The 23951-nt window shown below is 72.3% G+C and carries 16 protein-coding genes and 1 pseudogene; 5 read left to right on the top strand and 12 right to left on the bottom strand.

Annotated elements, in window-relative coordinates; all coding sequences use genetic code 11:
- Positions 1 to 30 precede the first annotated feature (30 nt).
- Together AB0I49_RS04640 and AB0I49_RS04635 are read right to left on the bottom strand one after the other, a co-directional pair.
- On the bottom strand, positions 31 to 1662 hold the full coding sequence (locus tag AB0I49_RS04640; protein ID WP_363225348.1) for an AMP-binding protein: 1632 nt from the start codon (positions 1660 to 1662) through the stop codon (positions 31 to 33).
- A 1884-nt stretch (positions 1663 to 3546) separates the two neighbouring features.
- The gene (locus AB0I49_RS04635; RefSeq protein ID WP_363225347.1) at positions 3547 to 3891 is read right to left on the bottom strand and encodes a hypothetical protein; all 345 of its coding nucleotides are present in this window, start codon (positions 3889 to 3891) and stop codon (positions 3547 to 3549) included.
- A gap of 152 nt (positions 3892 to 4043) precedes the next feature.
- On the opposite strand from AB0I49_RS04635, the gene AB0I49_RS04630 reads away from it, so the two are divergent.
- Positions 4044 to 4268, top strand: coding sequence for a hypothetical protein (locus AB0I49_RS04630; protein WP_363225346.1), 225 nt, complete (start codon positions 4044 to 4046; stop codon positions 4266 to 4268).
- Between the two features lie 564 nt (positions 4269 to 4832).
- Here AB0I49_RS04630 and AB0I49_RS04625 read toward each other — a convergent pair.
- The 4 genes from AB0I49_RS04625 to pdhA all read right to left on the bottom strand — a co-directional run bounded on the left by AB0I49_RS04625 (position 4833) and on the right by pdhA (position 9626).
- Entirely contained in the window at positions 4833 to 5675 is an 843-nt protein-coding gene (locus AB0I49_RS04625; protein ID WP_363225345.1) for a helix-turn-helix domain-containing protein, read from the bottom strand.
- Between the two features lie 315 nt (positions 5676 to 5990).
- Positions 5991 to 7436, bottom strand: coding sequence for a dihydrolipoamide acetyltransferase family protein (locus tag AB0I49_RS04620; protein WP_363225344.1), 1446 nt, complete (start codon positions 7434 to 7436; stop codon positions 5991 to 5993).
- 23 nt (positions 7437 to 7459) lie between these two features.
- On the bottom strand, positions 7460 to 8440 hold the full coding sequence (locus AB0I49_RS04615) for an alpha-ketoacid dehydrogenase subunit beta (protein WP_363225343.1): 981 nt from the start codon (positions 8438 to 8440) through the stop codon (positions 7460 to 7462).
- Position 8441: 1 nt separating this feature from the next.
- Positions 8442 to 9626: a pyruvate dehydrogenase (acetyl-transferring) E1 component subunit alpha gene (pdhA, locus tag AB0I49_RS04610; RefSeq protein ID WP_363225342.1), complete on the bottom strand. Its 1185-nt coding sequence runs from the start codon at positions 9624 to 9626 to the stop codon at positions 8442 to 8444.
- A gap of 348 nt (positions 9627 to 9974) precedes the next feature.
- On the opposite strand from pdhA, the gene AB0I49_RS04605 reads away from it, so the two are divergent.
- The 3 genes from AB0I49_RS04605 to AB0I49_RS04595 all read left to right on the top strand — a co-directional run bounded on the left by AB0I49_RS04605 (position 9975) and on the right by AB0I49_RS04595 (position 12411).
- Positions 9975 to 10634 carry a response regulator transcription factor gene (locus AB0I49_RS04605; protein WP_363128469.1) on the top strand — a complete coding sequence of 220 codons (660 nt, stop codon included), beginning with the start codon at positions 9975 to 9977 and terminating at the stop codon, positions 10632 to 10634.
- 130 nt (positions 10635 to 10764) lie between these two features.
- Entirely contained in the window at positions 10765 to 11181 is a 417-nt protein-coding gene (locus AB0I49_RS04600; RefSeq protein ID WP_363225341.1) for a pyridoxamine 5'-phosphate oxidase family protein, read from the top strand.
- Between the two features lie 177 nt (positions 11182 to 11358).
- Positions 11359 to 12411, top strand: a complete 1053-nt coding sequence (locus AB0I49_RS04595; protein WP_363225440.1) for a phosphotransferase — start codon at positions 11359 to 11361, stop codon at positions 12409 to 12411.
- Between the two features lie 122 nt (positions 12412 to 12533).
- On the opposite strand, the gene AB0I49_RS04590 is transcribed toward AB0I49_RS04595, so the two are convergent.
- A complete protein-coding gene (locus tag AB0I49_RS04590) occupies positions 12534 to 14177 on the bottom strand; it encodes a protein kinase (protein WP_363225340.1) in 1644 nt (547 codons plus the stop codon).
- A gap of 268 nt (positions 14178 to 14445) precedes the next feature.
- Between AB0I49_RS04590 and AB0I49_RS04585 the strand changes: the two genes are divergently transcribed.
- Positions 14446 to 16299: a protein kinase gene (locus AB0I49_RS04585; RefSeq protein ID WP_363225339.1), complete on the top strand. Its 1854-nt coding sequence runs from the start codon at positions 14446 to 14448 to the stop codon at positions 16297 to 16299.
- Positions 16300 to 16561: 262 nt separating this feature from the next.
- On the opposite strand, the gene AB0I49_RS04580 is transcribed toward AB0I49_RS04585, so the two are convergent.
- From AB0I49_RS04580 to AB0I49_RS04560, 5 genes and pseudogenes are all read right to left on the bottom strand, one after another.
- The gene (locus AB0I49_RS04580) at positions 16562 to 17128 is read right to left on the bottom strand and encodes a bacterial proteasome activator family protein (RefSeq protein WP_363225338.1); all 567 of its coding nucleotides are present in this window, start codon (positions 17126 to 17128) and stop codon (positions 16562 to 16564) included.
- A gap of 150 nt (positions 17129 to 17278) precedes the next feature.
- Entirely contained in the window at positions 17279 to 20287 is a 3009-nt protein-coding gene (locus tag AB0I49_RS04575) for an ABC transporter permease (RefSeq protein ID WP_363225439.1), read from the bottom strand.
- 227 nt (positions 20288 to 20514) lie between these two features.
- Positions 20515 to 21159: pseudogene (locus AB0I49_RS04570) on the bottom strand (ABC transporter ATP-binding protein); the annotation flags it as partial.
- A gap of 514 nt (positions 21160 to 21673) precedes the next feature.
- Positions 21674 to 21880, bottom strand: coding sequence for a hypothetical protein (locus tag AB0I49_RS04565; RefSeq protein WP_363225337.1), 207 nt, complete (start codon positions 21878 to 21880; stop codon positions 21674 to 21676).
- Positions 21881 to 22833: 953 nt separating this feature from the next.
- Entirely contained in the window at positions 22834 to 23811 is a 978-nt protein-coding gene (locus AB0I49_RS04560) for an NAD(P)H-quinone oxidoreductase (RefSeq protein ID WP_363225336.1), read from the bottom strand.
- Between the last annotated feature and the right edge of the window lie 140 nt (positions 23812 to 23951).

Below are 23951 nucleotides of genomic sequence, written 5' to 3'. Positions count from 1 at the left end.
TGGCCTTCCGGACTTGCCTACGGACTGGTCCTACGGAGTGTCGTAATCCCCGTTCGCCCACGCGGTGCGCAGCGCCTTCTTGTCCACCTTGCCGACCTTGGTCATCGGCAGCTTGTCGAGCAGCACCGTCTTGCGCGGCGTGTACAGCTCTCCCAACGCGTCGGTCACCGCGACGCCGACCGACGCCGGATCGACGTCCGCGCCCTCGGCCGTGGCCAGGAAGATCTGAACGGCTTCCCCGAACTCCTCGTCCGGCACGCCCAATGCAGCCGCGTTGAGCACGCCGGGCAGCGTGAGCAGGAAGTCCTCCAGGACCCTGGAGTAGACGTTGTCGCTGGTGCTGCCGGTGACGATGATGTCCTTGGCCCGGTCGACGAGGTAGAGGTACCCCTCGGCGTCGAGGTAGCCCATGTCACCGGTGCGCAGCCAGCCGTCCTGGATGGCTGCGGCCGTACGCTCCGGGTCCTCGTAGTAGCCGAGCATCACCGTCTCGCCGCGGACGCACACCTCGCCGACCTGCATGGCCGACAGCGCCTCCGTGCTGTCCTCGGGGCGGATCTCGACCTCGACGTCGGGTATCGGGCGGCCGGTGCTGCGCAAGAGCTCGGGGCGCCGGTCGCTCTCCTCGGCGAGGTCCGCCGCGCCGAACACGGCGATGCCGAGCGCCTCCGACTGCCCGTACCCCTGGCCGACCACGGGCCCGAACACCTTGATCGCCTGCTGTAGACGGCTCGGCGAGGTGGCCGCGCCGCCGACGAAGATCCGGCGCAGCGCGGGCAGGGCGCCCGGCACGCAATCCGGGTGGTCGAGCACCGCGTACATCATGGGCGGTACGAACATGGTGCCGGTGATCCGCTCCTCGCGCATCACCTTCAGCGCCTCGCCCGGCTCGAACTCGGGCAGAACGACGACGACGGACCCGGTCGCCACGGCCTGAACCGAGGTCATGTGGCCGCTGCCGTGCGTGAGCAGCGTGGAGACGAGCACCCGGTCCGTGCCGTCGTACATGTTCGAGAACCCCTGCGGGGCGGGTTCCCGCGGAGCCTCATCCGCCCGGTTCACCAGCACTTGGTAGAGGTGGTGGGTGTGCGCGGCGAGCTTGGGGCGGCCAAGGGTTCCGCCGGTGTAGAAGACGGTGGCGACGTCGTCCGCCGCCGGGGCGGGCACGCCCTCGGGGCGCGTGTCCGGGCACTCGGCGGCCAGGGCCAGCAGGTCGGCGGCCTGCTGCTCGCAGGGGCCGAGGCTGAGCAGTACGGGCGCGTGGGCGCTGCGGCCGGCCGCGTCGGCGGCGCGGTCCGCGAAGAGCGGATCGGTGACGACGGCGCGGGCACGGGACTGCTCGACCAGTGCGGCGAGCTCGCCGGGGCCGGGCTCGGGCGGCAGGAAGACGACGCGGCAGCCGATGAGGTGGACGGCGAGCTGCGCCAGGACGGATTCCACACGGTTGGCCAGGAACAGTCCCACGCTGTCGCCGGGCTCAAGTCCCTGCCCGCGCAGCGCGTGCCCCAGTCTGAACAGTTGCTGCCGAGCCTCGCCCCTGGTCAGCCGCTGCGTCCCCTGGACGAGCGCCTCGGCGTCCTCGTCCTTGCACCAGCGCTCCACGATGCGGTCCACGTACGTCTGCGGCTGCGGCTCGGTTGTCTCTTGTACGTTAACGATCACCAACACATACAAACATGTCGCTGCGTTGCCGGTACCTGACGGGGCTTCCCTTCGGCCATTTTCGACCATCTTCAAACAACGGGGGGCGGAGGGGGTGGCTGTTTTTTGGTGAAGTCTTGGTATTGGTGGGGGAATTGGGGGACGGGTGGCGGGCGTTGCTGAGCTGGGTGGGTCGGTATTGCTGGTGGGTGGGTGCGGGGTTCGTCTCGGACCCTGCGGGTCCAAAGCGCCGGCAGCGGCAGGGAAGGGGGCGGGTCAGGGCCGGTTCACTGCCTGCGGGCGGGTTCGTGGCTGAGGTTAGAGAGGCTCGCTGCGCATAGCGCTGGCCGCTGCCGCGAAGTGGTTGCGGTGGGGACTTCGGGTGCGGGGGCGCGGTGGCGCGGGCCTGTGATCACAAGCAGGGGCAGTGGCGCGCGGCGCTGCACCCGGGAGTACCGGCCGGGGAGGGTTCCCGCCCGTAGAAGAGCGGCCCGGGGCTGGGGAAATCCCACTCCGGCGGCCAGTGTGCCCGGTATGCCCGATAGGCCAGGCCCGCCGTTCAACAGAGTGCGCCTACCGCCCGGTTCTGGGTCCGGTATGGCGCTTTTGCCGGGTGGCAACTCAACCCTACCTATGAGTAGCCGACGAGCCGCCCCCGGGCCACCCCCTCCTCTGCCGCCGCTGGCCGCTACCGCGAGGTGGTCGTGGTGAGTTGGTGGGGTGCGGGGGTGGCGGGGAGGGGCCTGGGGTCCGTTCGCTGTCCGTCGCCCGGCCCGAGGCCGGGCTGCAAGAAGCTGCGCTGCGCTCCGCAGGGGTACTCGTGGGCAGAGTGGAGTTACCGCCCGACAAAAGCGCCTTACCGGACACGAAAGTGGACGGCAACCCCACCCCGTTGCCCCATCAACTTCACAGGCTGGGCATATCAGGCACGCCAGCCGTCAGATGGGGGTTTCCCCACCTCAAGGCCCCGCCCAGCGGGCGGAAACTACCCCCGGGCTCCAAGCCCCGCCCCACGCGCAGCGAGCCGCGCCCCGCCGCCCCTGCTTGTGATCACAGGCCCGAGCCACCCCGCACCCGCACCCGAAGCCCCACCACCGCCACTTCGCGGCAGCGGCCAGCGCTATGCGCAGCGAGCCTCCCTAACCCCGGCCACGAACCCGCCCGCAGGCAGTGAACCGACCCCGGCCCGCCCCCTCCCCTGCCGCTGCTGGCGCTTTGGACCCGAAGGGTCCGAGACGATGCCCGCACCCAACCGAGCGCAATGCCGCCCCACGCGGCAGCCATCCGTGACCCCAACTCGCACCGGGCGACTGGTAGCCAACCGACCCCCGCCCCACCACCGCTGATCCCTTGAATCACAGGCCCAAGGCCACCCGCACCCACGCTCGACGACCCCACCACGACCACTTCGCGGCAGCGGCCAGCGCTATGCGCAGCGAGCCTCTCTAACCCCGGCCGCGCACCCACCCGCAGGCAGTGAACCGGCCCCAGGCCGCCCCCTCCCCTGCCGCTGCTGGCGCTCTGGACCCGCAGGGTCCGAGACGAAACCCGCACCCACCCGGGCGCAATGCCGCCCCACCCGACAGCCATCCGTGACCCCAACCCCACACCGGGCAGCACGTAGCGAACCAACCCCAACCCCACCGCCGCTGATCCCTTGGGCCACAGGCCCGCGCCCCCCCGCCCGCACCCAAAGCCCCCACCACGACCACTTCGCGGCAGCGGCCAGCGCTATGCGCAGCGAGCCTCCCTAACCCCAGCCGCGAACCCACCCGCAGGCAGCGAACCGACCCCGGCCCGCCCCCTCCCCTGCCGCTGCTGGCGCTCTGGACCCGCAGGGTCCGAGACGAAACCCGCACCCACCCACCGGCAATACCGCCCCACCCGCGGACGCCCAGCCCAGCCCTAAGCAGGCAGCGTCAGCGGCTTGGTCTCGTCGCCCGGGTCGGGGGCGGGGCGGTCCGGGTGGACCGCTACCAGTCTGGCGTCGCCCTGTGCGTAGCCGCTCTCACGGCCGTAGAAGCGGTAGCCGGCCTCGATGAGCTGGAGGATCTCGTGTCCCAGCATCGCCTGGGGGCCGCCGTTCTCGTCCGACTTGCTGCTGTCCCAGAGCGCGCTGTTGCCCAGGCTCTCGATCGTCTTCCAGAAGTTGCCCGCGTGCAGTTTCCCGGCGACCAGCATGCCTTCGATCTGCGAACCGAGGCTGGTGACCAGCTTGAACTCCGCGCGCTCCACGATGCCGCCGTCCATGAAGGCGTAGTTGACGAACGGACCACTTGGCGGTGTTCAGCCGCCGGCCCATGCGCGCGTCCCCGGACAGCCGGTCCCCGGTCTGGGGCTTGCTCTGCTGGTACTCGGCCCACTTGCCGGTGTCGCTCGTGCGGCCGAGTACGAGCTTGTGCTTGGCGATGTTCGCCGCGGCCCGGGTGTTCGCCACCGTCTCCGCCGAAGTGGCCGTCACCTCGGCGCGGATGGCCGCCTCCAGCGCGGCCAGCAGCTCCGCCTCGCTGCGCCCGGCGGGCTCGCCCACCAGGTTCTCCAGGTACTCGCACGCGTCGTTGAGCTCGGCGTTCTTCTCCATCCACTTAAAGTCGCCGGCGCTCACCTTCGCCTGCCAGGTGTCGTAACCGGCGACGAACTTGGCGATGTCGCCCTCCGCCTGATCGACCAGCCTGCGCACCTCGCCGTCGAACTTGGCCGGGTGGTCCAGGCACTGCACGGCGGGCAGAACCGCGCGCTGCACCGCCTGCTGCTGCTTCCCGTGCCCGCAGCCGGCCCCGTGTACGTGCTGGTCCTGAGCGGGCGCACGCATCATCTGGGCCACGGCGGCGTTGCCGGCCGTGGCGTTGAGGGCGGCCAGCGGGGCGGCCGACGGCGTCCTCCTGGCCGGGGAGGTGCGTCCCTGCGACGCTTCCCGCCCCTTCGGCGCCTACCTGCTCACTCGCTCGTACATCGCAGTTCCTTCCGGCGCCGATCTTCAGCCTTCCGGTATACCCGACCGGACTTACGAGCCGCCAGGTATACCGGGGCAGGCCACCGGGCCACCTGGACACGGGCGAGTGCCCGAATGTCCTGAGGCCCGCACCGGGTCAGCCCCGTCAGCCCTGCCTCATCAGCTCATGATGCCGCCGCGGGCTCGGCGCACCGCCCATCCGCGGGCGCGGCCCCTCCCCGTACGCCCCTCTACGCCCCTACGCCCCCGGACCCGCCTCACGCCCCGCCCCCGCCCCCGTCTCCTCCACCGGTGTGATGAATACGAACCGCAGGTCCGGCCGCTGTATCGGGAGGAGCACATGGCTCGCCACCCTGATCTCCCGGTCGTGGTGGTACGGCAGGCGCAGGCGGAAGACGTGTCCGTCCCGGTGCTCGACCACCTCGCTTCCCTGTGCCCAGATGCGGCGGCAGTCCGCGTCGGCGTCCAGCACCTCGCGGACCAGGGCGCGCAGCTCGGCGTTGTCCGGGTTGCTGTTGGCGGCCACGCGGAGCATGGCCAGGTACGCGCGGGCGCAGCTGTGCTCCCAGTCCAGCATCTGTTCCCGCGCCTCGGGGGAGAGCAGGGCCCAGCGGATGAGGTTGGCGCCCGGGCGTACGGACCAGGGGAACCACTCGGCCATGAGGTCGTTGACCGCGACCACGTTCCAGGCGATGTCCGAGAGGTACGCGGGGTAGCTGACCTGCTGTTCCAGGAGCGCCTTGACGCCCTCGGGCAGTCCGCGCGGGTCGCGCGGCGTCGCCTCCGGCGGGCGGCGGCCGCAGACGGCGAGGAAGAGGGTGAGGGTCTCCGCCTCGCTCAGGTCGAGCGCGCGGGCGACCCGGAGCAGGAAGCCCTCCGAGAAGTCCTGCCGCCGGCCGGATTCCAGCGCGCGGTACCAGCCCTCGCTGACGCCGGTCAGCCGGGCGACGTGGGCCTGGGAGAGGCGGCGGCCGGGCCGGGGCTCGACGCCGCGGAGCTCGCGGATCTGCCTGGCGTCCGTACGGGCGCGCCAGGCGCGGAGGAGGCGGCTGATGGATTCGCCGTCCGCTGCCTCGGTCAAAAAGTCCTCCAGATCCGACACTGCAAGTGTCGGTCAATCCTAGGTAAATTCCCCAGCACGGGCGATTCCACGCTCCTCCCCATGTGGAACCCCCAGGCCGCTCACGCCTGACAGGGGCCCGGACTATGTGGTCTCTCCTCGCTGGAGGGGGGCGAGGAGAGGGCGTCCGGGCCCTATCTTTCACAATATTTGAATTTTGCGAAGTATTTCGAGGCTGAAGTATTTCGAGGCTTCGGACAGTCTCGGGGGTCTGTCCGAAAAGCCGCGGGGGCCGGACGCGCACGACGCGCGTCCGGCCCCCGCGGTACGTACCGGCTATCCCCAGGTGATCAGGCGCTTGGGGTGCTCCAGGACCGCCGCCACGTCGGCGAGGACCTTGGAGCCCAGCTCGCCGTCGACCAGCCGGTGGTCGAAGGAGAGCGCCAGGGTGGTGACCTGGCGGGGCTTGACCTTGCCCTTGTGCACCCAGGGCTGGAGCTTGACCGTGCCGAAGGCCAGGATCGCGGACTCGCCCGGGTTGAGGATGGGCGTGCCGGTGTCGACGCCGAAGACGCCGACGTTGGTGATCGTGACCGTGCCGCCGGCCATGTCCGCCGGGCTGGTCTTCCCCTCGCGGGCGGTGGCGACCAGGTCGCCGAGCGCGGCCGACAGTTCCGGGAGGGTCTTGGCCCCCGCGTCCTTGATGTTCGGGACGATGAGGCCGCGCGGCGTGGCCGCCGCGATGCCCAGGTTCACATACTCCTTGCGCACGATCTCCTGGTTGGCCTCGTCCCAGGCCGCGTTGACCTCCGGGTGCCGCCGGATCGCGACGAGGAACGCCTTGGCGACGAGCAGCAGGGGGTTCACGCGGAGCCCGGCCATGTCCGGGTCCGACTTGAGCTCCTGTACGAGCTTCATCGTGCGGGTCACGTCGACGGTGATGAACTCCGTAACGTGCGGCGCGGTGAAGGCGCTCGCGACCATCGCCTGCGCGGTGGCCTTCCGTACGCCCTTGATGGGGATGCGGACCTCGCGCGCGGCCGGGCCCGCCGGCTGCGGGGCGGCCTCCGGGGCGGCGGCCACGGTCTCCGGTTCCGCCGGCGCGACCGCGGTGGCGGCTGCCGCGTGGACGTCCTCGCGGGTGACGGTGCCGTCCGGGCCGGTCGCGGCGACCGAGGCCAGGTCGATGCCGAGGTCCTTGGCGAGCTTGCGGACCGGCGGCTTGGCCAGCGCCCGCCCGCCCGAAGCGGGAGCCTCAGGGGCAGGCGCGGGAGCGGCGGGGGCCGCCCCGTGCCCGTTCAGCTCCGGAGCGCCCGCCCCCGGCTGCGGCTTGCGCGCCCGGCGCTTGGTGGAGGACGGCGCCGCGCCGTATCCGACGAGCACGGCCTTACGGCCCTCGCCCTCGCCCTCCCCCGGCTCCTCCTCGGCGGTCCGGTCCTTCGGCGGGTAGTACGTCTGCTGGTCCGGCACCGTCGCCGACGGCTCCGCCGGGCCCGCGCCCGGCTGGGTGTCCACCACGATGATGGCGGTGCCCACGTCCACCGTCACGCCCTCGTCGAAGCGCAGTTCGTGCACCGCTCCGTCGAAGGGGATGGGCAGTTCGACGGCGGCCTTGGCGGTCTCCACCTCGCAGACCACCTGCCCGTCGGAGACGGTGTCCCCGGCGGCCACGTACCACTTGAGGATCTCGGCCTCGGTGAGACCTTCGCCCACGTCCGGCATCTTGAACTCGCGAAAACGCTGGTCGTTCGCCGTGTTCGCGTTCGTTGTGCTCGCAGTCATCTTCTCGACTCCCCTCAAGCCCTTCAGTACGCCAACGCGCGGTCGACGGCGTCCAGTACCCGGTCCAGTCCCGGAAGGTACTCGTCCTCCAGCCGCGACGGCGGGTACGGGGCGTGGTAGCCGCCGACGCGCAGGACGGGGGCCTCCAGGTGGTAGAAGCACCGTTCGGTGATCCGCGCGGCGATCTCGGAGCCGGTGCCCAGGAAGACGGGCGCCTCGTGGACCACGACCAGGCGGCGGGTCTTCTCGACCGACGCCTGGATGGCGTCGAAGTCGATGGGCGACATGGACCGCAGGTCGAGGACCTCGATCGACTTGCCCTCCTCCTCGGCCGCCGCGGCGGCCTCCAGGCAGGTCTTGACCATCGGTCCGTAGGCGGCGAGCGTCAGGTCGGTGCCGGTACGGGCCGTACGGGCGGCGTGCAGCGCGGCCGGCACGGCGGAGCGGTCCAGCTCCGACTTGTCGTGGTAGCGGCGCTTGGGCTCGAAGAAGATGACCGGGTCATCGCTCTGTATGGCCTGCTGGAGCATCCAGTAGGCGTCGGAGGCGTTCGACGGCGATACGCACTTGAGGCCCGCGACGTGCGCGAAGAGCGCTTCGGGGGACTCGCTGTGGTGCTCGACGGCGCCGATCGCGCCGCCGTAGGGGATGCGGATGACGACCGGCAGCTTGATCTTGCCGAGCGCGCGGGCGTGCATCTTGGCGAGCTGGGTGACGATCTGGTCGTACGCGGGGAAGACGAACCCGTCGAACTGGATCTCCACGACGGGCCGGTAGCCGCGCAGCGCGAGGCCGACGGCGGTGCCGACGATGCCGGACTCGGCGAGCGGGGTGTCGATGACCCGGTCCTCGCCGAAGTCCTTGTACAGGCCGTCGGTGACGCGGAAGACGCCGCCGAGCTTGCCGACGTCCTCTCCCATGATCAGGACCTTGGGGTCGTTCTCCAGCGCGGTGCGCAGGGAGGCGTTGATCGCCTTGGAGATCGAGAGCTTCTCGGCGGCCATGTCAGTTGCCCTCCTCGGCGAACGACGCCTGGTAGGCGGCGAACTGGGCGCGCTCCTCGTCGACGAGCGCGTGCCCGTCGGCGTAGATGTGCTCGAAGATCGCCATGTTGTCGGGGTTGGGCATGTTCCGTACGGCGTCGCGCACCCGCTTGGCGAGGGCGTCGCTCTCGGTCTCCAGCGCGGCGAAGAACTCGTCGTCAGCGGCGCCGGTCTTCTCCAGATAGGTCTTCAGCCGCTGGATGGGGTCCTTGGCCTCCCACAGCTCCCGCTCCTCGTCCCGCCGGTACTTGGTCGGGTCGTCGGAGGTGGTGTGGGCGCCCATGCGGTACGTGAACGCCTCGACGAGCATCGGGCCCTGCCCCGTACGGGCGCGCTCCAGGGCGGCCTTGGTGACGGCGAGGCAGGCGAGGACGTCGTTGCCGTCGACGCGGACGCCGGGGAAGCCGTAGCCCTGCGCGCGCTGGTAGAGCGGGACGCGGGTCTGCTTCTCGGTGGGCTCGGAGATCGCCCACTGGTTGTTCTGGCAGAAGAAGACGACGGGGGCGTTGTAGACGGCGGCGAAGGTGAAGGATTCGGCCACGTCGCCCTGGCTGGACGCGCCGTCGCCGAAGTAGGCGATGACGGCCGAGTCGGCGCCGTCCTTGGCCACGCCCATCGCGTAGCCGGTGGCGTGCAGGGCCTGCGAGCCGATGACGATCGTGTAGAGGTGGAAGTTGTTCTCGTTCGGGTCCCAGCCTCCGTGGTTCACTCCGCGGAACATGCCGAGCAGGTTGGTCGGGTCCACTCCGCGGCACCAGGCGACGCCGTGCTCCCGGTAGGTCGGGAAGACGTAGTCGTCGGGGTCGGTCGCCCGTCCGGAGCCGATCTGGGCGGCTTCCTGGCCGAGCAGGGACGCCCACAGGCCCAGTTCGCCCTGGCGCTGGAGGGTGGTGGCCTCGCCGTCGAAGCGCCGGGTGAGCACCATGTCGCGGTAGAGGCCGCGCAGCTCTTCGGGGGTGAGGTCGATGGAGTAGTCCGGGTGCTCGACCCGTTCGCCTTCCGGCGTCAGCAGCTGTACCAGCTCGGGGGTCCCGGCCTGCGTCTTCTTGCCCGCGGCCGTCTTCTTCGCGCTGCCGGCGGGCTTCTTCGCGCTGGTGGTGCGCTTGCTGCTGCGGCGCGGTGTCTGCGCCGTGCTTTCCGCGGTCACGTGTGCTCCTCCGTCTGTCCGGCCCCCGGGGTCGCCGGCGGCCAGAGGGGGTCCCTCCCACCGTGAGGTGGGGGAGGCTCGCTCGGTGTCCGACGGCACACAGGGTGGGTGTGCCGAGGCCGGAACCGGGCGTGACAGGCGCCCCGGCGAATGGCCTGCAACAGGCACGTTACCCAGTGCGTCACAACTCTGCGAAACCCTATCTGACCTGCGATTTTGCTTGGATTTCCAAGTAAATCGGGAAAGCGGGGAAACGCCACTGGTCACAGCCTTGCAGGCTGCCGGAACGACGGCACGTTATCCCGAGTAACAAGAGCAGGGGAAGACTTCGTGTGTGAGACTGACGTCGTGCGCGAACATGGCAAAATCACTGTATTTCTACTCGATGACCACGAAGTCGTCCGGCGCGGAGTCCACGAGATGCTCTCCGTCGAGGAGGACATCGAGGTGGTCGGCGAGGCCGGTACGGCGGCGGACGCGCTGGTGCGCATTCCGGCCACCCGGCCTGATGTCGCGGTGCTCGACGTGCGGCTGCCGGACGGCAGCGGGGTCGAGGTGTGCCGCGAGATCCGTTCGCAGGACGAGGGCATCAAATGCCTGATGCTGACGTCTTTCGCCGACGACGAGGCCCTTTTCGACGCGATCATGGCAGGCGCCTCCGGCTATGTCCTCAAGGCGATCCGCGGCAATGAGCTGCTGTCCGCCGTCCGGGACGTGGCCGCCGGGAAATCCCTGCTCGACCCCGTCGCGACCGCCCGCGTCCTGGAAAGGCTGCGCGACGGCAATACGCCCAAGGGGGACGACCGGCTCGCGGGCCTGACCGAGCAGGAACGCAAGATCCTCGACCTGATCGGCGAGGGCATGACCAACCGCGCCATCGGCGAGCGGCTGCACCTCGCCGAGAAGACCATCAAGAACTACGTCTCCAGCCTGCTCTCGAAGCTCGGCATGGAGCGGCGGTCGCAGGCCGCCGCGTACGTCGCCCGGCTCCAGGCCGAGAAGCGCTGACCCGCGCCGCCGGGCGCCCCGCGGCACCCGTCCCAAACCGCCCCAGTACGCCGTAATCGGGACCAACGTCCCTGACCAAAAGGGCGGGTGCCCCTACTTGGCCCGTACCAAGGCGGGCAGAGTAGTCCCCATGCCCACCCACGAATACCGAGCGATCGACCTCCTCGGCCGCACCCCCTATGGCCGGGTCTCGGTGAGCATGCGCGCCCTGCCGTTCGTCACCGTCGCCCGCCACATCGTCGTGGGCGGGCACGTCATGCTGCGGCTGCACGGCGGATTCGGCTACGCGCAGGCGTGCGACGGCAGCGTCGTGGCGTACGGCGCGGACAACATCGGCGACGGCGACGCCCAGGTCTGGACCGTGCAATTCGTGGGCACCGCCAAGATCTTCACCCCCGGCACACGCGAGTTGGAGCTCTTCGGAGGGGCCCCGCGCACCGCCGACGGAGCGCCCTTCGACCCCACATATCTGTGCGTCGAACCGCAGTTCATCACCGTTCACCACCTCGGAGACGTCCCAGCGCGACAACCCGCGCACTCTGCGTGATCTAGCATCTGGCAGGTGCCACGCTCACTTGTCGCCCCCGCCGGGGCCCTTCCGCATGTCCCCGCCCGGCCTCCGGGCCGCACCGCCCCCGCCCAAGGCAGAAGCAGAACCGTTCAGGCGACGCACAGCCCCCAGGGCCGCGGCGCGGCGGCGGACCAAGGCCCCGACAGCGGCACCCTGCGCGCCCTGCTGCGCCGCTACGAGCACACCGGTGAGGCCCTGACCTGCGAACCCCTGACGCAGGGCCTGCTGAACCGCGGCTACCGCCTGGCCACCACCCACGGCCGGTACTTCCTCAAGCACCACCTCGACGCCGACGGCGCCGACGGCACCGTCGACCGCGCCGCCATCGCCCGCCAGCACCACGCGACCCTGCGGCTCCGCGCCCTCGGCCTGCCGGTCGCCCCGCCCGTGGCCGACGGCGACGGGCGCACCGTCGCCGTCATCGGCGGCCGCTGCTACGCCCTGCACCCCTGGGTCGACGGCCGGCACCACGACGGCGCCGAACTGTCGGAACCCCAGTCGCGCCGCCTGGGCACGCTGCTCGGCCGGGTGCACACCTGCCTCGAAGAGATCATGCCGGGCCCGCAGGGAGGCGCTGACGGCCCGCCGCACGGCCCTCCGGCGACGGCGCGGCCGGCCTCGGCGCCGCCCTCGGACGCGGCGGCCAGGGCCGAGGACACCTTCGCCCTCATCGAAGAGCTGCTGGAGCTCGTACGCGGCGGCCCGCGCGACGTCTTCGGCGAGCTGGCCGAACACCGCCTCGTCGAGCGCCGCGCCCTCCTGGAGCGCCACGCCCACCGGCGCCCCGCGCCGTCCGCCACGCCCGCCCGCGGCTGGGTGCACGGCGACTTCCACCCCCTCAACCTCCTCTACCGGGGCGGCGAACCGGCCGCGATCGTCGACTGGGACCGGCTCGGCGTCCAGCCCCGCGCGGAGGAGGCGGTACGCGCCGCGGCGATCTTCTTCGTACGGCCCGGAGGCACCCTGGACCTCGTGAAGGTACGCGCGTACGCGCGCGCGTACCGGGCGACGGCGGGCGCGGACAGCGCCGAACTGGCCGCCGCCGCGCACCGGGTGTGGTGGGAGCGGCTCAACGACTTCTGGATGCTGCGCTGGCGCTACCAGCTCGACGACCGCCGCGCCGACCCCGGATTCCCCGCGTCCTCCGCCCTGTCGGTGTGGTGGACGCGCGAATACGCCGCCGTACGCGGCGCGTTCTGCGACTGAGCGGACGGAAACGGGCAGGAGCAGGGTCGGTACGGGGCTGAAACGGGGGCGGATACGGAAGAGCCGGGGGCGGCGCCGTCCAGCGCAGCCCCCGGCTCTTCCGTACGGACCGGCCCGTGGTGTCAGTCGTCGTCGCTTCCGGAGCCGTCGCTCCCGCCGCCCGTCTTGCCCGGGTCCGGGTCGCCGCCCGGCGGCGGGCTCTGGCCGCCGCCGGTCGGCTTCCCCGTCGGCTTGCCGCCGTCGTCACCGCCGCCGCCGGAGTGGGTCGGCGCCGTCGTGGGGCCGCCCGTCGGATGCGTCGGGTTGGTGTTCGGCGGCGGCGTGGTCGTGTGGTGCGTCGGCCCCTTGGTGGAGTGGTACGTCGGGTAGCCGCCCTCGCTCTGGCCGTCCGACTCGCCGGTGGGGTCGTCCTCCCCGTACGTGTTCGTCGGCTCGTCCGACGGCGTCTCGGAGGGCTCGTCGCTCGGCGACTGCGTGACGGTCGGGGACGGGCTCTGCTTCGGCTTCTTGCCCGTGTCCGAGCCGTGGTCCAGCGCGAAGACCACACCGACCGCGATGGCGATCACCGCGAGGGCCGCCAGCAGCCAGATCCTGCCCCGCCCGCCGCTGTTGCGCGGCGGCCCGGAACGGCCGTCGAACCCGCCGTCGTCACCGACGCCGCCCACGCCCGGCGGCAGGATGCGCTGCTGCGAGGTGTCGCCGCCGTGCGGCGGGTGCGGCATGGCCGTGGTGCCCGCGATGCCCATGGCGGGCGTACCGGACGCCATGTGGGCGACGGGGCCGGTGTCCCACGTGCCGGTGTGGCCGCCGGCCTCCTGGAGCATCTGGAGCCCGTACTGGACCAGCCCGCGCATCTCCTCCGCGCTCTGGAACCGGTCGTCCGGGTCCTTGGCGAGCGAGCGCATCACGAGCCCGTCGAGCTCCGGCGGCACGCCCGCGGAGACCTGCGACGGCGGCACCGGGGTGTCCTGCACGTGTTGGTAGACCACCGACAGCGGCGTCTCGCCGGTGAACGGCGGGCGCAGCGCGAGGAGTTCGTAGAGCAGGCAGCCGGTGGCGTAGAGGTCGGAGCGGGCGTCCACGGTCTTGCCGAGCGCCTGCTCGGGGGAGAGGTACTGCGGGGTGCCCATGACCATGCCGGTCTGGGTCATGGTGGAGGCCGCGCCGTGCAGGGCGCGGGCGATGCCGAAGTCCATCACCTTGACCGCGCCGCTGTTCGTGATGATCACGTTGGCGGGCTTGATGTCGCGGTGCACGATGCCGTGCTGGTGGCTGTAGGCCAGGGCCTCCAGCACGCCGGAGACGATGATCAGCGCCTGCTCCGGCGGCGGGGCCTCCGCGTTGAGCAGCAGCTCCCGGATGGTGCGGCCCTCGACCAGCTCCATCACGATGTACGGCACGACGTTGGGGCCGCCGGCGCCGTAGCCGCCCTGCGTGGTGACGGTGTCCTCGCCGGAGTCGTAGACGGCGACGACGGCGTGGTGGTTCAGTCCCGCCACGGACTGGGCCTCGCGGGTGAAGCGGGCCTTGGAGACCGGGTCCTCGGCGAGGTCGGCGCGGAGCAGCTTGACCGCGACCGTGCGGCCGAGGCGCACGTCCTCCGCGGCGAAGACCTCCGCCATGCCGCCGCGGCCGAGGCGGCCGGTCAGGCGGTACCGGCCGTCGCCTACGAGCCCGCCGTTGCCCCACAGCTCCGGCGAATCAGGCATGCCCGCCCCGGTGGCGTCCGGTTCGGACGGCTCCTGGGCGTTATGCGTCTCTGCCATCAGTCCTCGCCGTCGGTATCTGCCCGCTCGCGTGGGGGGCGGTACGGTCTTTCGTTAAGGCACGCTACAGGCTTCGCGCCACCCGCCGATCCCAGAAGGGCGGGTCATCAAACCTGTCGCGGCCGGGGCGAGGCAAATCTCGTGACGGCTTCTCGCACATCCGGTCACGGAACGGGCACGTGGCTTGACGTGTCGGTGGCCTGGGGCAGACTTGGCCACGATACAGAGGATCATTACATCAGGCAGTGCGCCGAGGGGGAAGTCGACGATGAGCCAGGACGGCGCGCAGGGCCGCTATACGGGCCGCGCTATCGCGGGCGGCCGTTACATGCTGCGCGACCTGCTCGGCGAGGGCGGCATGGCCTCTGTGCACCTGGCGCACGACACGGTGCTGGACCGGGACGTCGCGATCAAGACCCTCCACACCGAGCTGGGGCGCGAGTCGTCCTTCCGCGAGCGGTTCCGCCGCGAGGCCCAGTCGGTGGCCAAGCTCACGCACACCAACATCGTCTCGGTCTTCGACACCGGCGAGGACGAACTGGCCGGTTCGACGATGCCGTACATCGTCATGGAGTACGTCGAGGGGCAGCCGCTACGCTCCGTGCTCGACGCGGACGTACGGCAGTACGGCGCGATGCCCGCCGAAAAGGCGCTCAAGATCACAGCGGATGTGCTGGCCGCCCTGGAGGTCAGCCACGAAATGGGCCTGGTCCACCGGGACATCAAGCCCGGCAACGTGATGATGAGCAAGCGCGGCGTCGTCAAGGTCATGGACTTCGGCATCGCGCGCGCCATGCAGTCCGGCGTCACCTCGATGACCCAGACCGGCATGGTCGTCGGCACCCCGCAGTACCTCTCCCCCGAGCAGGCCCTGGGCCGCGGCGTCGATGCCCGCTCCGACCTGTACTCGGTCGGCATCATGCTCTTCGAGCTGCTGACCGGGCGGCTGCCCTTCGACGCGGACTCGCCGCTGGCCATCGCGTACGCGCATGTGCAGGAGGAGGCGCCGCCGCCCTCCGCCGTCAACCGGTCGGTGCCCCCGGCCGTGGACGCGCTGGTCGCCCGCGCCCTGCGGAAGAACCCGAATGAGCGCTTCCCCAGCGCCGAGGCGATGCGCGACGAGTGCGCGCGGGTGTCGGGCGCGGCGCAGGCCGGCAACACTCCGCTGATCATCTCGGGCGGCCCGCCGGCGCGCAGCGGCGCGGGCGTCGGCTCGGCGGTATTCCCGCCGGTCGGCGGCCCGACGCCGCCCCCGCAGGGGGTGCAGACGCCGTACCAGCCCACGCCGCCCGCTCAGCACCCGCAGCACCAGCAGCCCCCTCAGCAGCAGTACGGGGGCGGGTACGGACCGGGTGCGCAGCCGCACGCACAGCCGCAGCAGGGGTACGGCTACCCCGGTCCGGCCACCCCGCCCCCGTACACGATCAGCCCGCAGCCGCCCGCGCCGGTGCCGGCGGGCGGCGGGCGGCGCGGCGGGGGCCGGGGGCTGCTCGTCGCCGTGGCCGTGGTCGCGGCGCTGGCCGTCGGCGGCGTGTTCGTCGCGATGTCGATGAACAAGGGCGACGAGGGCTCCAAGGGCGGCAACCAGGCCCAGGGCGACACCGGCAACGGCGGCGGCAGCGGCAATGGCGGCGGCGGCAACGACGGTGGCCAGGCGCACAACGGCGGTTCCGGCTCGGGCGATTCCGGAACATCCGCGAACGGAAACGGACAGGGGAACGGTCAGGGGAACGGGCAGGGGAGCGGGAGCGGTCACGGCAGCGGGGACGGGCCCGGCGGCTCCTCCGACGCGGGCCCCGACGGGGACGCCACGACACCGGTCAAGCAGGGCGACCAGACCAAGACCATCAGCAAAGAGAAGTGCACGGGCGCCTACGACTACTTCAACGACAAAAAGAAGAAGACCGCGCCCGACTTCAAGTTCGTCTACATCAACTCGGCGAAGGACTGCCTCACCGCCGCGGGCTGGCGCTACCGCGTCGAGTACACGGACGAGAACACCTGGGGCAAGGGCACGGTGATGAGCCAGACCCCCGCCAACGGCGACCCGTTCGACCCGAATTCGCCCAGCGACCAGTTCGTTCTCACGGTCTCCACGGGGAAGGCGGCCAGCGGCGAGTAAGGCGGGGACGCGACGCCGCGGCGCTTGTGGCGCCGACGGGCGAGGCGGAGACGCGGCTGCGCCTGCGTGCGGCGCCCGGCGGGCCGGGCATCACAGGCAGGCGCAGCAGTAGCAGCAGCAGTAGTAGTCGTGTCTGAAAGTTGTAGTAGTCCTACGCAATCGCCGCTGATCGCCGATCGCTGATCCCTGACCGCTGAATCACTGACCGCCGAATCACTGACCGCTGAATCACTGACCGCCGAATCGCTGGTCGAAAAGCCGGTCAGAGGTACGGGCCGGAGCGGGCGCCGCCGCTGTGCTGGATGCCGCTCTCCTCTTCCTCACCGAGGCTCACACCGGGCGGCAGCGCGCGGCGCATCTGCTCCAACTGGGCGCGCGCCGCCATCTGCTGGGCGAACAGCGCGGTCTGGATGCCGTGGAAAAGCCCCTCCAGCCAGCCGACCAGCTGGGCCTGGGCGATGCGCAGCTCGGCCTCCGTGGGGATGGTGTCCTCGGTGAACGGCAGCGAGAGCCGCTCCAGCTCCTCCACGAGCTCGGGCGCGAGCCCGTCCTCCAGCTCCTTGACCGAGCTGGCGTGAATGTCCTTGAGCCGGGCCCGGCTCGCCTCGTCCAGAGGCGCCGCCCGCACCTCCTCCAACAGCTGCTTGATCATGCTGCCGATGCGCATGACCTTCGCGGGTTGCTCCACCATTTCCGTCACCGGGACCTCGCGCGACTCGTCGTCACCCTCCCCGCCGCCGGGGTTGGCGCTGCCGAGAGCCATCCCGTCCGGGCCTACCACCAGGACCTGCGGGCTCTCCTGCGACCGTTCACTCCTCGGCATATCCATGCCGCCATTCTCTCGCACCCGAACCTCCCCACATTGGTGCCCCCGAATACGCCTGATCCACCACCGTGCGCCCCTCTGCTTCGATTTTCGTCCCTGCCGCCTCAGGGCGCACGGCGCGGCGGGCATTCCGGGCACGGCCGTCCTCGCACGTCAGGTCGCCCGCCGCGGCGCGAGGAGGCGGGAGCGCGTGCAGAGGGCCGCCAGCAGCCCCGCCAGCACCGGCACGCCCACCGCGAGGACGGCCAGCGTCGGCCAGGGCAGCTCGATGGGCGTGTACGCGGACGACATCGGGTCCTCGCGCATGTGCGCGAGGGCGTGCCGGCTTTCGGCGAGCCGCAGCGCGACGGCCGGCAGCACCCCGGTGACCATGCCGAGCACGACGCCCATTCCGGCGACGACCGCGCACTGGAAGCCCGTATAGAACCGGCGTACCCGTGGCGGCGCCCCGACCGCGCCGAGCGTCGTCAGGTCGGCCTCGGCGTCGGCCTTGGCGAGCCCGGTGGCGATGGCGGCGGCGCCGATGGTGACGATGCCGGCGAAGACGGCGAGGACGAGCAGGCCCGCGTCGTCCGTATCCGGATAGCCGCGTTCGACGTAGAGGTTGGTGGCCGCGTCGCCGTGGGCCAGTTCGGACTCGGCCCGCCGCTGCTCGGCCCTGGTCGGGGTGCGGCTGACCGGGTAGAAGGAGCCGGAGGGGGCGGTGTGCAGGCCCAGCCGGTGCGCGAGGACGGCGGGCAGCACGAGCCGGATGCCTGGCGTGTCCGCGTAGGAGGCGGGGGCCGTGTACGTGGCCAGGGAGACGTGCGTGGCCTTCTGGTCCTCACGGGGGCCGGTGGGGCCGCTGTGCAGCCCGGTGATCTTCAGCGTGAGGCGGCCGTTGTGCGCGTACGCGGGGTTGAGCAGCACCGGTCTGCCCTCCGCCAGCGCCTTCTCGGCCGCCGGGTCCCGCAGCCCGATGTAGTTGCGCAGCAGCCGCGCGTCCCCCACGACCATGCGGTCGTCGATGTCCCCGATCACCGAGGCCGGGCCCGCGGAGTCCACGCACCGCGGGGTCCGCATCAGGTCCCGGTGCTCCGCGGCGCTGAGCCCGGCGGCGATCCGCGCGCCGTCCGGGCCGAGCAGCGGGCACTCGCTGTCCTTGGGCCGGACCAGCTCGATGGAGCCGCACTCCACCGCCTCCCGCGCGTAGCAGTCGCCGCCCGCCCACACCCGGTCGACGTCGGCGCGCTCGCCGGAGACCGGAAGGGTATGTTCCAGGGTCCGCCGCAGCGCGGGCAGCGCCTTCTCCGGGTGGCCGCCCTGATCGGCGAACGCGTCCACCATCAGCGCCACCGTGCCCTGCTTGAGGGTCGGCATATAGCCGAACCGTTCCTCCGCGTTCAGGCTCACCGAGTACGTGGCCACGGCGACGGTCCCCGCCACCGCGGCCAGCACGGCGCTCACGGCGGGGGCGGTACGGCCCCGGTTGCGGGCCGCGTCGCGCAGCGCCAGCCGAGGCGTCAGCGGCAGCCTGCGGCCGAGCCGCCCGCAGGCCCCGACCAGCGCCGGTACGAGCGCCAGCACCCCCAGCTCGGCGATCACCGAGCCGGCCGCCACGACGAGCGAGTTCAGCTCGGTCAGCGCCGCGACGACCGCCAGCCCCGCGCCCAGCAGCAGCGCCGCGAGCCCCAGGACCGGGAGCGTACGGGAGGACCGGCGCACCCCGCGCCGGTCCGTCAGCGAGGTCAGCACGGACTGCCGGGCCGCGACGAGGGCGGGCGCCAGGGCCGCGAGCACGCCCGTGAGCAGCCCGGTCGCGCCGATGGCGAGGAGCTCCAGCGGGCGGATGTCGATCGTCCCGAAGCGCCGCCCCGCCTCCTGCTCGATCAGCGACCGGCCCAGCGCGGTCAGCCCGAGCCCGCCGGCCACCCCGAGCGCGGCCCCCACCGCGCCCAGCACCACGCCGCCGGCCAGCACCACGGCCCGTACCTGCGCGCGGTCCCCGCCGCACACCCCGACCAGCCCGAGCTGACGGCGGGAGCGGCGCGCGCCGACCGCGAAGGCCGGGCCCGCGAGCAGCACGATCTCCAGCAGGGCCAGCCCGCCGACCGCGGCCACGGACGCGTTGCGCCAGTTCACGATGGACGAGTCCGTCTCCCCGTACGCACCGTCGTAACCGGACCCGGGGCCGCCGCCCATGATCCGCGACGCCGGAACCTCGGCGACCGGCGGCGGGTCCAGGGCGACCTGGCGGGAGTAGACGACCACGCCGCGCCGATTGGCGGCCAGCACGTCGCTCCACGCCACGCTGTGCCCCTTGGCCGTGACGTAGTACTCCTTGTCCGACGGGTGCGGCGGCGCGGCGACCGCGTCGCGCTTCGCCTGCGCCCGCCAGGGGGCGATGACGGCGCCGGGGTCGGCGAAGAGCACCTCGTCGCCCAGCTCGCCCGGCAGCTCCAGCTCACCGGTGATCCGGAAGACCCGGTTCAGCCCCTTGACCTTCGTCCGCGAGCCCACGTGCAGCCCCGAGGCCTCAAGATAGGCGCCGGTCGCCGCCATCTCGCCGGGCCCAGAGGGGAAGGCGCCGCGGTTGAGCCGCACCTTGCCGCGCATCATCGGGTCGGCGACGCGCAGCTCCCGGATGGTGGAGCGCCGGAGCCCGTGGGCGCTGTGGACCATGGCGTCGACGTCCTGCGAGGTGAGGACGCGGGCGCCGGGCGGCAGGGCGGCGCGGAGATCGACGGGGCGGGGGTCTACGGGGACGACGGTGCTGTCGTCCGCGTCGTCGTCCCCGTCGTCGTCCGCGTCTCCGCTGTTGCTGTTGCTGTCGCTGTTGCTGTCGCTGTCGTCATCGTCGTGGTGGTAGTCCGACGGTCTGCCGTACCGCTGCGCGTTCGGCGTCTGGATCAGGGGGACCGGCCCGAAGCCGCCGTCGGTGAACCGCGCGTCGGCGGCCCCCAGCGTCCGGTCCACCGCCTCCGCGCGGGACGGGGTGCCACTGCGGTAGATGACGTCGGCCGCGGTGACGGCGAGCACGGGCAGCGCGATCATCGCCACGACGAGGGCGCTACGGGCCTTGGCCCGCAACGCGTCCCGGCGGGCGATACGCAGGGCGGCGCGCCAGGCGGGAAGGTTGGGGAGGCGCGGGAGAAGGCGCGGGAGCCAGCGCGGGACGGGGATACGGATCACCGGTCGGCCCTGCGGGCGTCGGCCGCGGATGGGGCGTCTGCGGGGTGGGGGTCCGTGTGCGGGGCGTCCGCTGAGCGGGGGTGGTCTGCGGACTGGTCGTCGCCATCGGCTCGATCGGCTCGATCGGCGTGGCCGGAGCCGCCGGAGCCGCCGGAACGTTCAACCTGGTCGGCGCGTTCGGCGCGTTCGGCGCGTTCGGCGCGTTCGGCGCGTTCGGCGCTATTGGCCCGTGCCGTGAGTGTCTGGTCGACCATCGTGCCGTCGCGCAGATAGACCACCCGGTCGGCCCAGGCCGCGTACCGGGGCTCGTGCGTCACCATCACCCCCGCCGCGCCCGCGTCGCAGCGGGCCCGCAGCAGCGCGAGCACGGCCTCCCCGGTCTGGGAGTCCAGAGCGCCCGTCGGCTCGTCGGCCAGGACCAGCCGGCGGTCGCCGACGAGGGCGCGCGCGATGGCCACGCGCTGCTGCTGGCCGCCGGACATCTCGTCCGGGAAGCGGTTGGCGACCGCGGTGAGGTTCAGCTCCTCCAGGGATTCCATGGCCTCTCGCCGCGCCTTGCGCAGCGGGAGCCCGTCCAGCTCCCTGGGGAGGGCGATGTTCTCGGCCGCGGTCAGCGCCGGGATGAGGTTGTAGTCCTGGAAGACATAGCCGATGGAACGGCGCCGCGTGGCGGCCAGCGCACCGCGGCTGAGCCGCGCCAGGTCGCGCCCCTCGACGAACACCTGCCCGCTGGTCGGCGCGTCCAGCCCCCCGGCGAGGGTCAGCAGCGTCGACTTGCCGGAGCCGGAGGGGCCCATGACGGCGACGAGTTCGCCGGGCATGACGCTGAGGTCCACACCGCGCAGGGCGTGGACCTCGGTCATACCGGTCCCGTGGGTCCGGGTGAGCTCCTTGAGCTCCAGAACGGCGTCGCGCGAGGAGCGCTCGTACCGCGCGCCCCGCGAACCCCGTGCGGCCCGCGCGGACTGCGGTCGCGCCGCCCGTTCCTGCCCCTCCCCCTGCCCTTGCCCCCGCCCTTTCCCCTGTTCCTGCTCGTGCCCTCTCTTCGGTCCCCCTCCGCTCCGGTCCCTCCCCTTCGGCATGGCCTTCGATATCACCCGCGATATCGCGTTCGGCTGTGGTGGCTGAGCGGACATGGTGCGGTGTTCCCCTTGGGTGGGTCGGACCCGCCGCGTCGGCCACCTGGTCAGAGCGGCCGCGGCGGGTCGGTATACCGCGTATGTATACCCGCTTTGCGCTGTTCGAGGTAGATCCGATCGACCACTCCGTCGCCGGACCCGGCGACGGCCGCCCGAGGCCGCCCCGGCGGTCGGCCCCGGTGCCGGCCCCGGTGTCGGCCCCGGTGTCGGCCCCGGTGTCGGCTCGATGGTCGCGCGGTCAGCGCCGCCGGAGCCGCAGCCCGGCGAAGGCCAGCCCGAGCCCGGTGAGCGCCAGGCCCGTGCCGAGCGGCAGTACGCGCATCACGTGGCCGGTCGGCGCGGGCGCGGCCACCGCGTCCTGCGAGGCGCCGGCGACGGCCTCGGTCTCGGGCGCGTACGGCGGGCGGACGGGCGGCGACGAGTCGGGGGCGGGCGGCCGCACCATCGCGTACTGCTCCCGCGGCGGACCGAGCGGCCGCTGAGCCGCACCGAGGTGATCTTCCCTGGTGGACGGGGGTGTGGGGGCGGGCGACGACGTGTCGGCGGTGGAGGAAGGGGCGGGCGAGGACGGGGATTCGGAAGGGGCGGAGGTGGAGGTGGGGGTGGGTGTGGGGCTGGCGGTGGGAGCGGGGGACGTGGTGGCCGTGGATGTCGGCGAGTCCGTGGGGGATGTGGTGGCCGAGGAGGTGGGAGCGCTCGGAGTGCCGGAAGTGTCGTCGCCGGCACCCGGTGAGGAAGGGCGCCCCGGATGCGTACGGCCCTCCCCGGCGTGCCCTCCCGCGAACCGCCCGTCGCCGGAGGTGAGCCCGGCGACGGGCGGATTGGCCGAGGAACCGGGTACGCGTCCGAGCCCGGATCCGTGTCCGTACGGGCGTATCGCCGCGTCCGGAGACGCACCCGCGCCCGGCCGTACTGCCACGCCGAACCGGTCCGCCGGGCCCGTGAGCCACGCCTCGCCCGTACGAGACGCGGGCCCCCTACGTACCGCGGGCCCCTTACGTACCGCCTCGCCCGTACGTACCGCAGGGCCTGTACGTGCCGCAGGACCCGTACGTACCGCTGCCGGGGCCGAGGACCGTTCGGGGGCGGGCGTCGCGGGTCCGGCGGGCGCGGCGTACGCGGCGGGGCCGAGGAAGAGCAGTGCGGGGCAGAGTCCGCCGACGGTCAACAGGCCGACCGCGGGGAGCGAACGAAGTGCTGGAGCCACGGCTGTGAGCCTCCCGTGCCGAGCCGTCATGTCCGGTCCCAGATTCACATGTCACAACAGAACCGGCATCTCGGACGCACCGCCCGCTCTTCGTTCCGGTCCCCGCCCCGCTATCCGCCCCGCTCTTCACCCCGCTCCCTGCCCCGCTCTTCGTCCCGCTCTTCGTCCCGCTCCCGGCCCGGTCTTCGGGCTCAGGTCGTCAGCAGCAGCTTGCCGACGTGCGCGCTGCTCTCCAGCACCTCGTGCGCCTGGGTCGCCTCGCGCATCGGAAGCGTGCGGTCCACCACCGGCTTGACGCGACCGCCGGCGATCAGCGGCCAGACGTGTTCGCGGACCGCCGCGACGATCTCCGCCTTCTCCTCGTGCGGCCGCCCGCGCAGCGACGTCGCGGTGACCGAGGCGCGCTTGGCGAGGAGCGCGCCGAGGTTCAGCTCGCCCTTGCGGCCGCCCTGGAGGCCGATGATCACGAGCCGGCCGTTGACGGCGAGGGCCTGCACGTTCCGTTCGAGGTACTTCGCGCCGACGATGTCGAGGATGACGTCCGCGCCCGCGCCGCCGGTCGCCTTCGCCAACTCCTCGACGAAATCCTGCTCGCGGTAGTCGATGAGGATGTCCGCGCCCAGTTCGCGGCAGCGCTCCAGCTTGGCCGCGCCGCCCGCCGTGACGGCGACGCGCGCGCCGACCGCCTTCGCCAGTTGGATGGCCATGGTGCCGATGCCGCTGGAGCCGCCGTGCACGAGCAGCGTCTCGCCGGGCCGCAGGTGGGCGGTGAGGAAGACGTTCGACCATACGGTGGCCGCGACCTCGGGCAGCCCGGCGGCCGTGACGGTGTCGACGCCGTCGGGCACGGGCAGCAGCTGCCCGGCCGGTACGCACACCTTCTCTGCGTACCCGCCGCCCGCCAGCAGCGCGCACACCTCGTCGCCGACCTCCCAGCCGCGCACGCCGGGCCCGAGCTCAGCGATCCGGCCCGAACACTCCAGGCCGGGGTACGGGGAGGCGCCGGGCGGCGGGTCGTAGAAGCCCTGCCGCTGCATCACATCGGCGCGGTTGACCGCGCTGGCCACGACCTCGACCAGCACTTCGCCCTCACCGGGCACGGGGTCCGGAACCTCGGCCCACACCAGGGCCTCGGGTCCACCGGGTTCAGGAATGGTGATCGCATACATGCCCGCGAGGCTACTCCGGGGCGACGGGGGCGTCCTGGGACCTGATCCACGCGCTTCCGGTGCTCCGCGCCCGTGCCCGTGGCCGTGCCCGTCCCCATGCCCGCGCCCGCGCCCGTGCCCGTGCCCGTTCGGGAGTCGGC

The organism is Streptomyces sp. NPDC050617 (genome assembly GCF_040654795.1).
Classification (GTDB): Bacteria; Actinomycetota; Actinomycetes; order Streptomycetales; family Streptomycetaceae; genus Streptomyces.
Note: the sequence above shows the minus strand (reverse complement) of the source record. Positions and strands in the feature narration are given on the sequence as shown.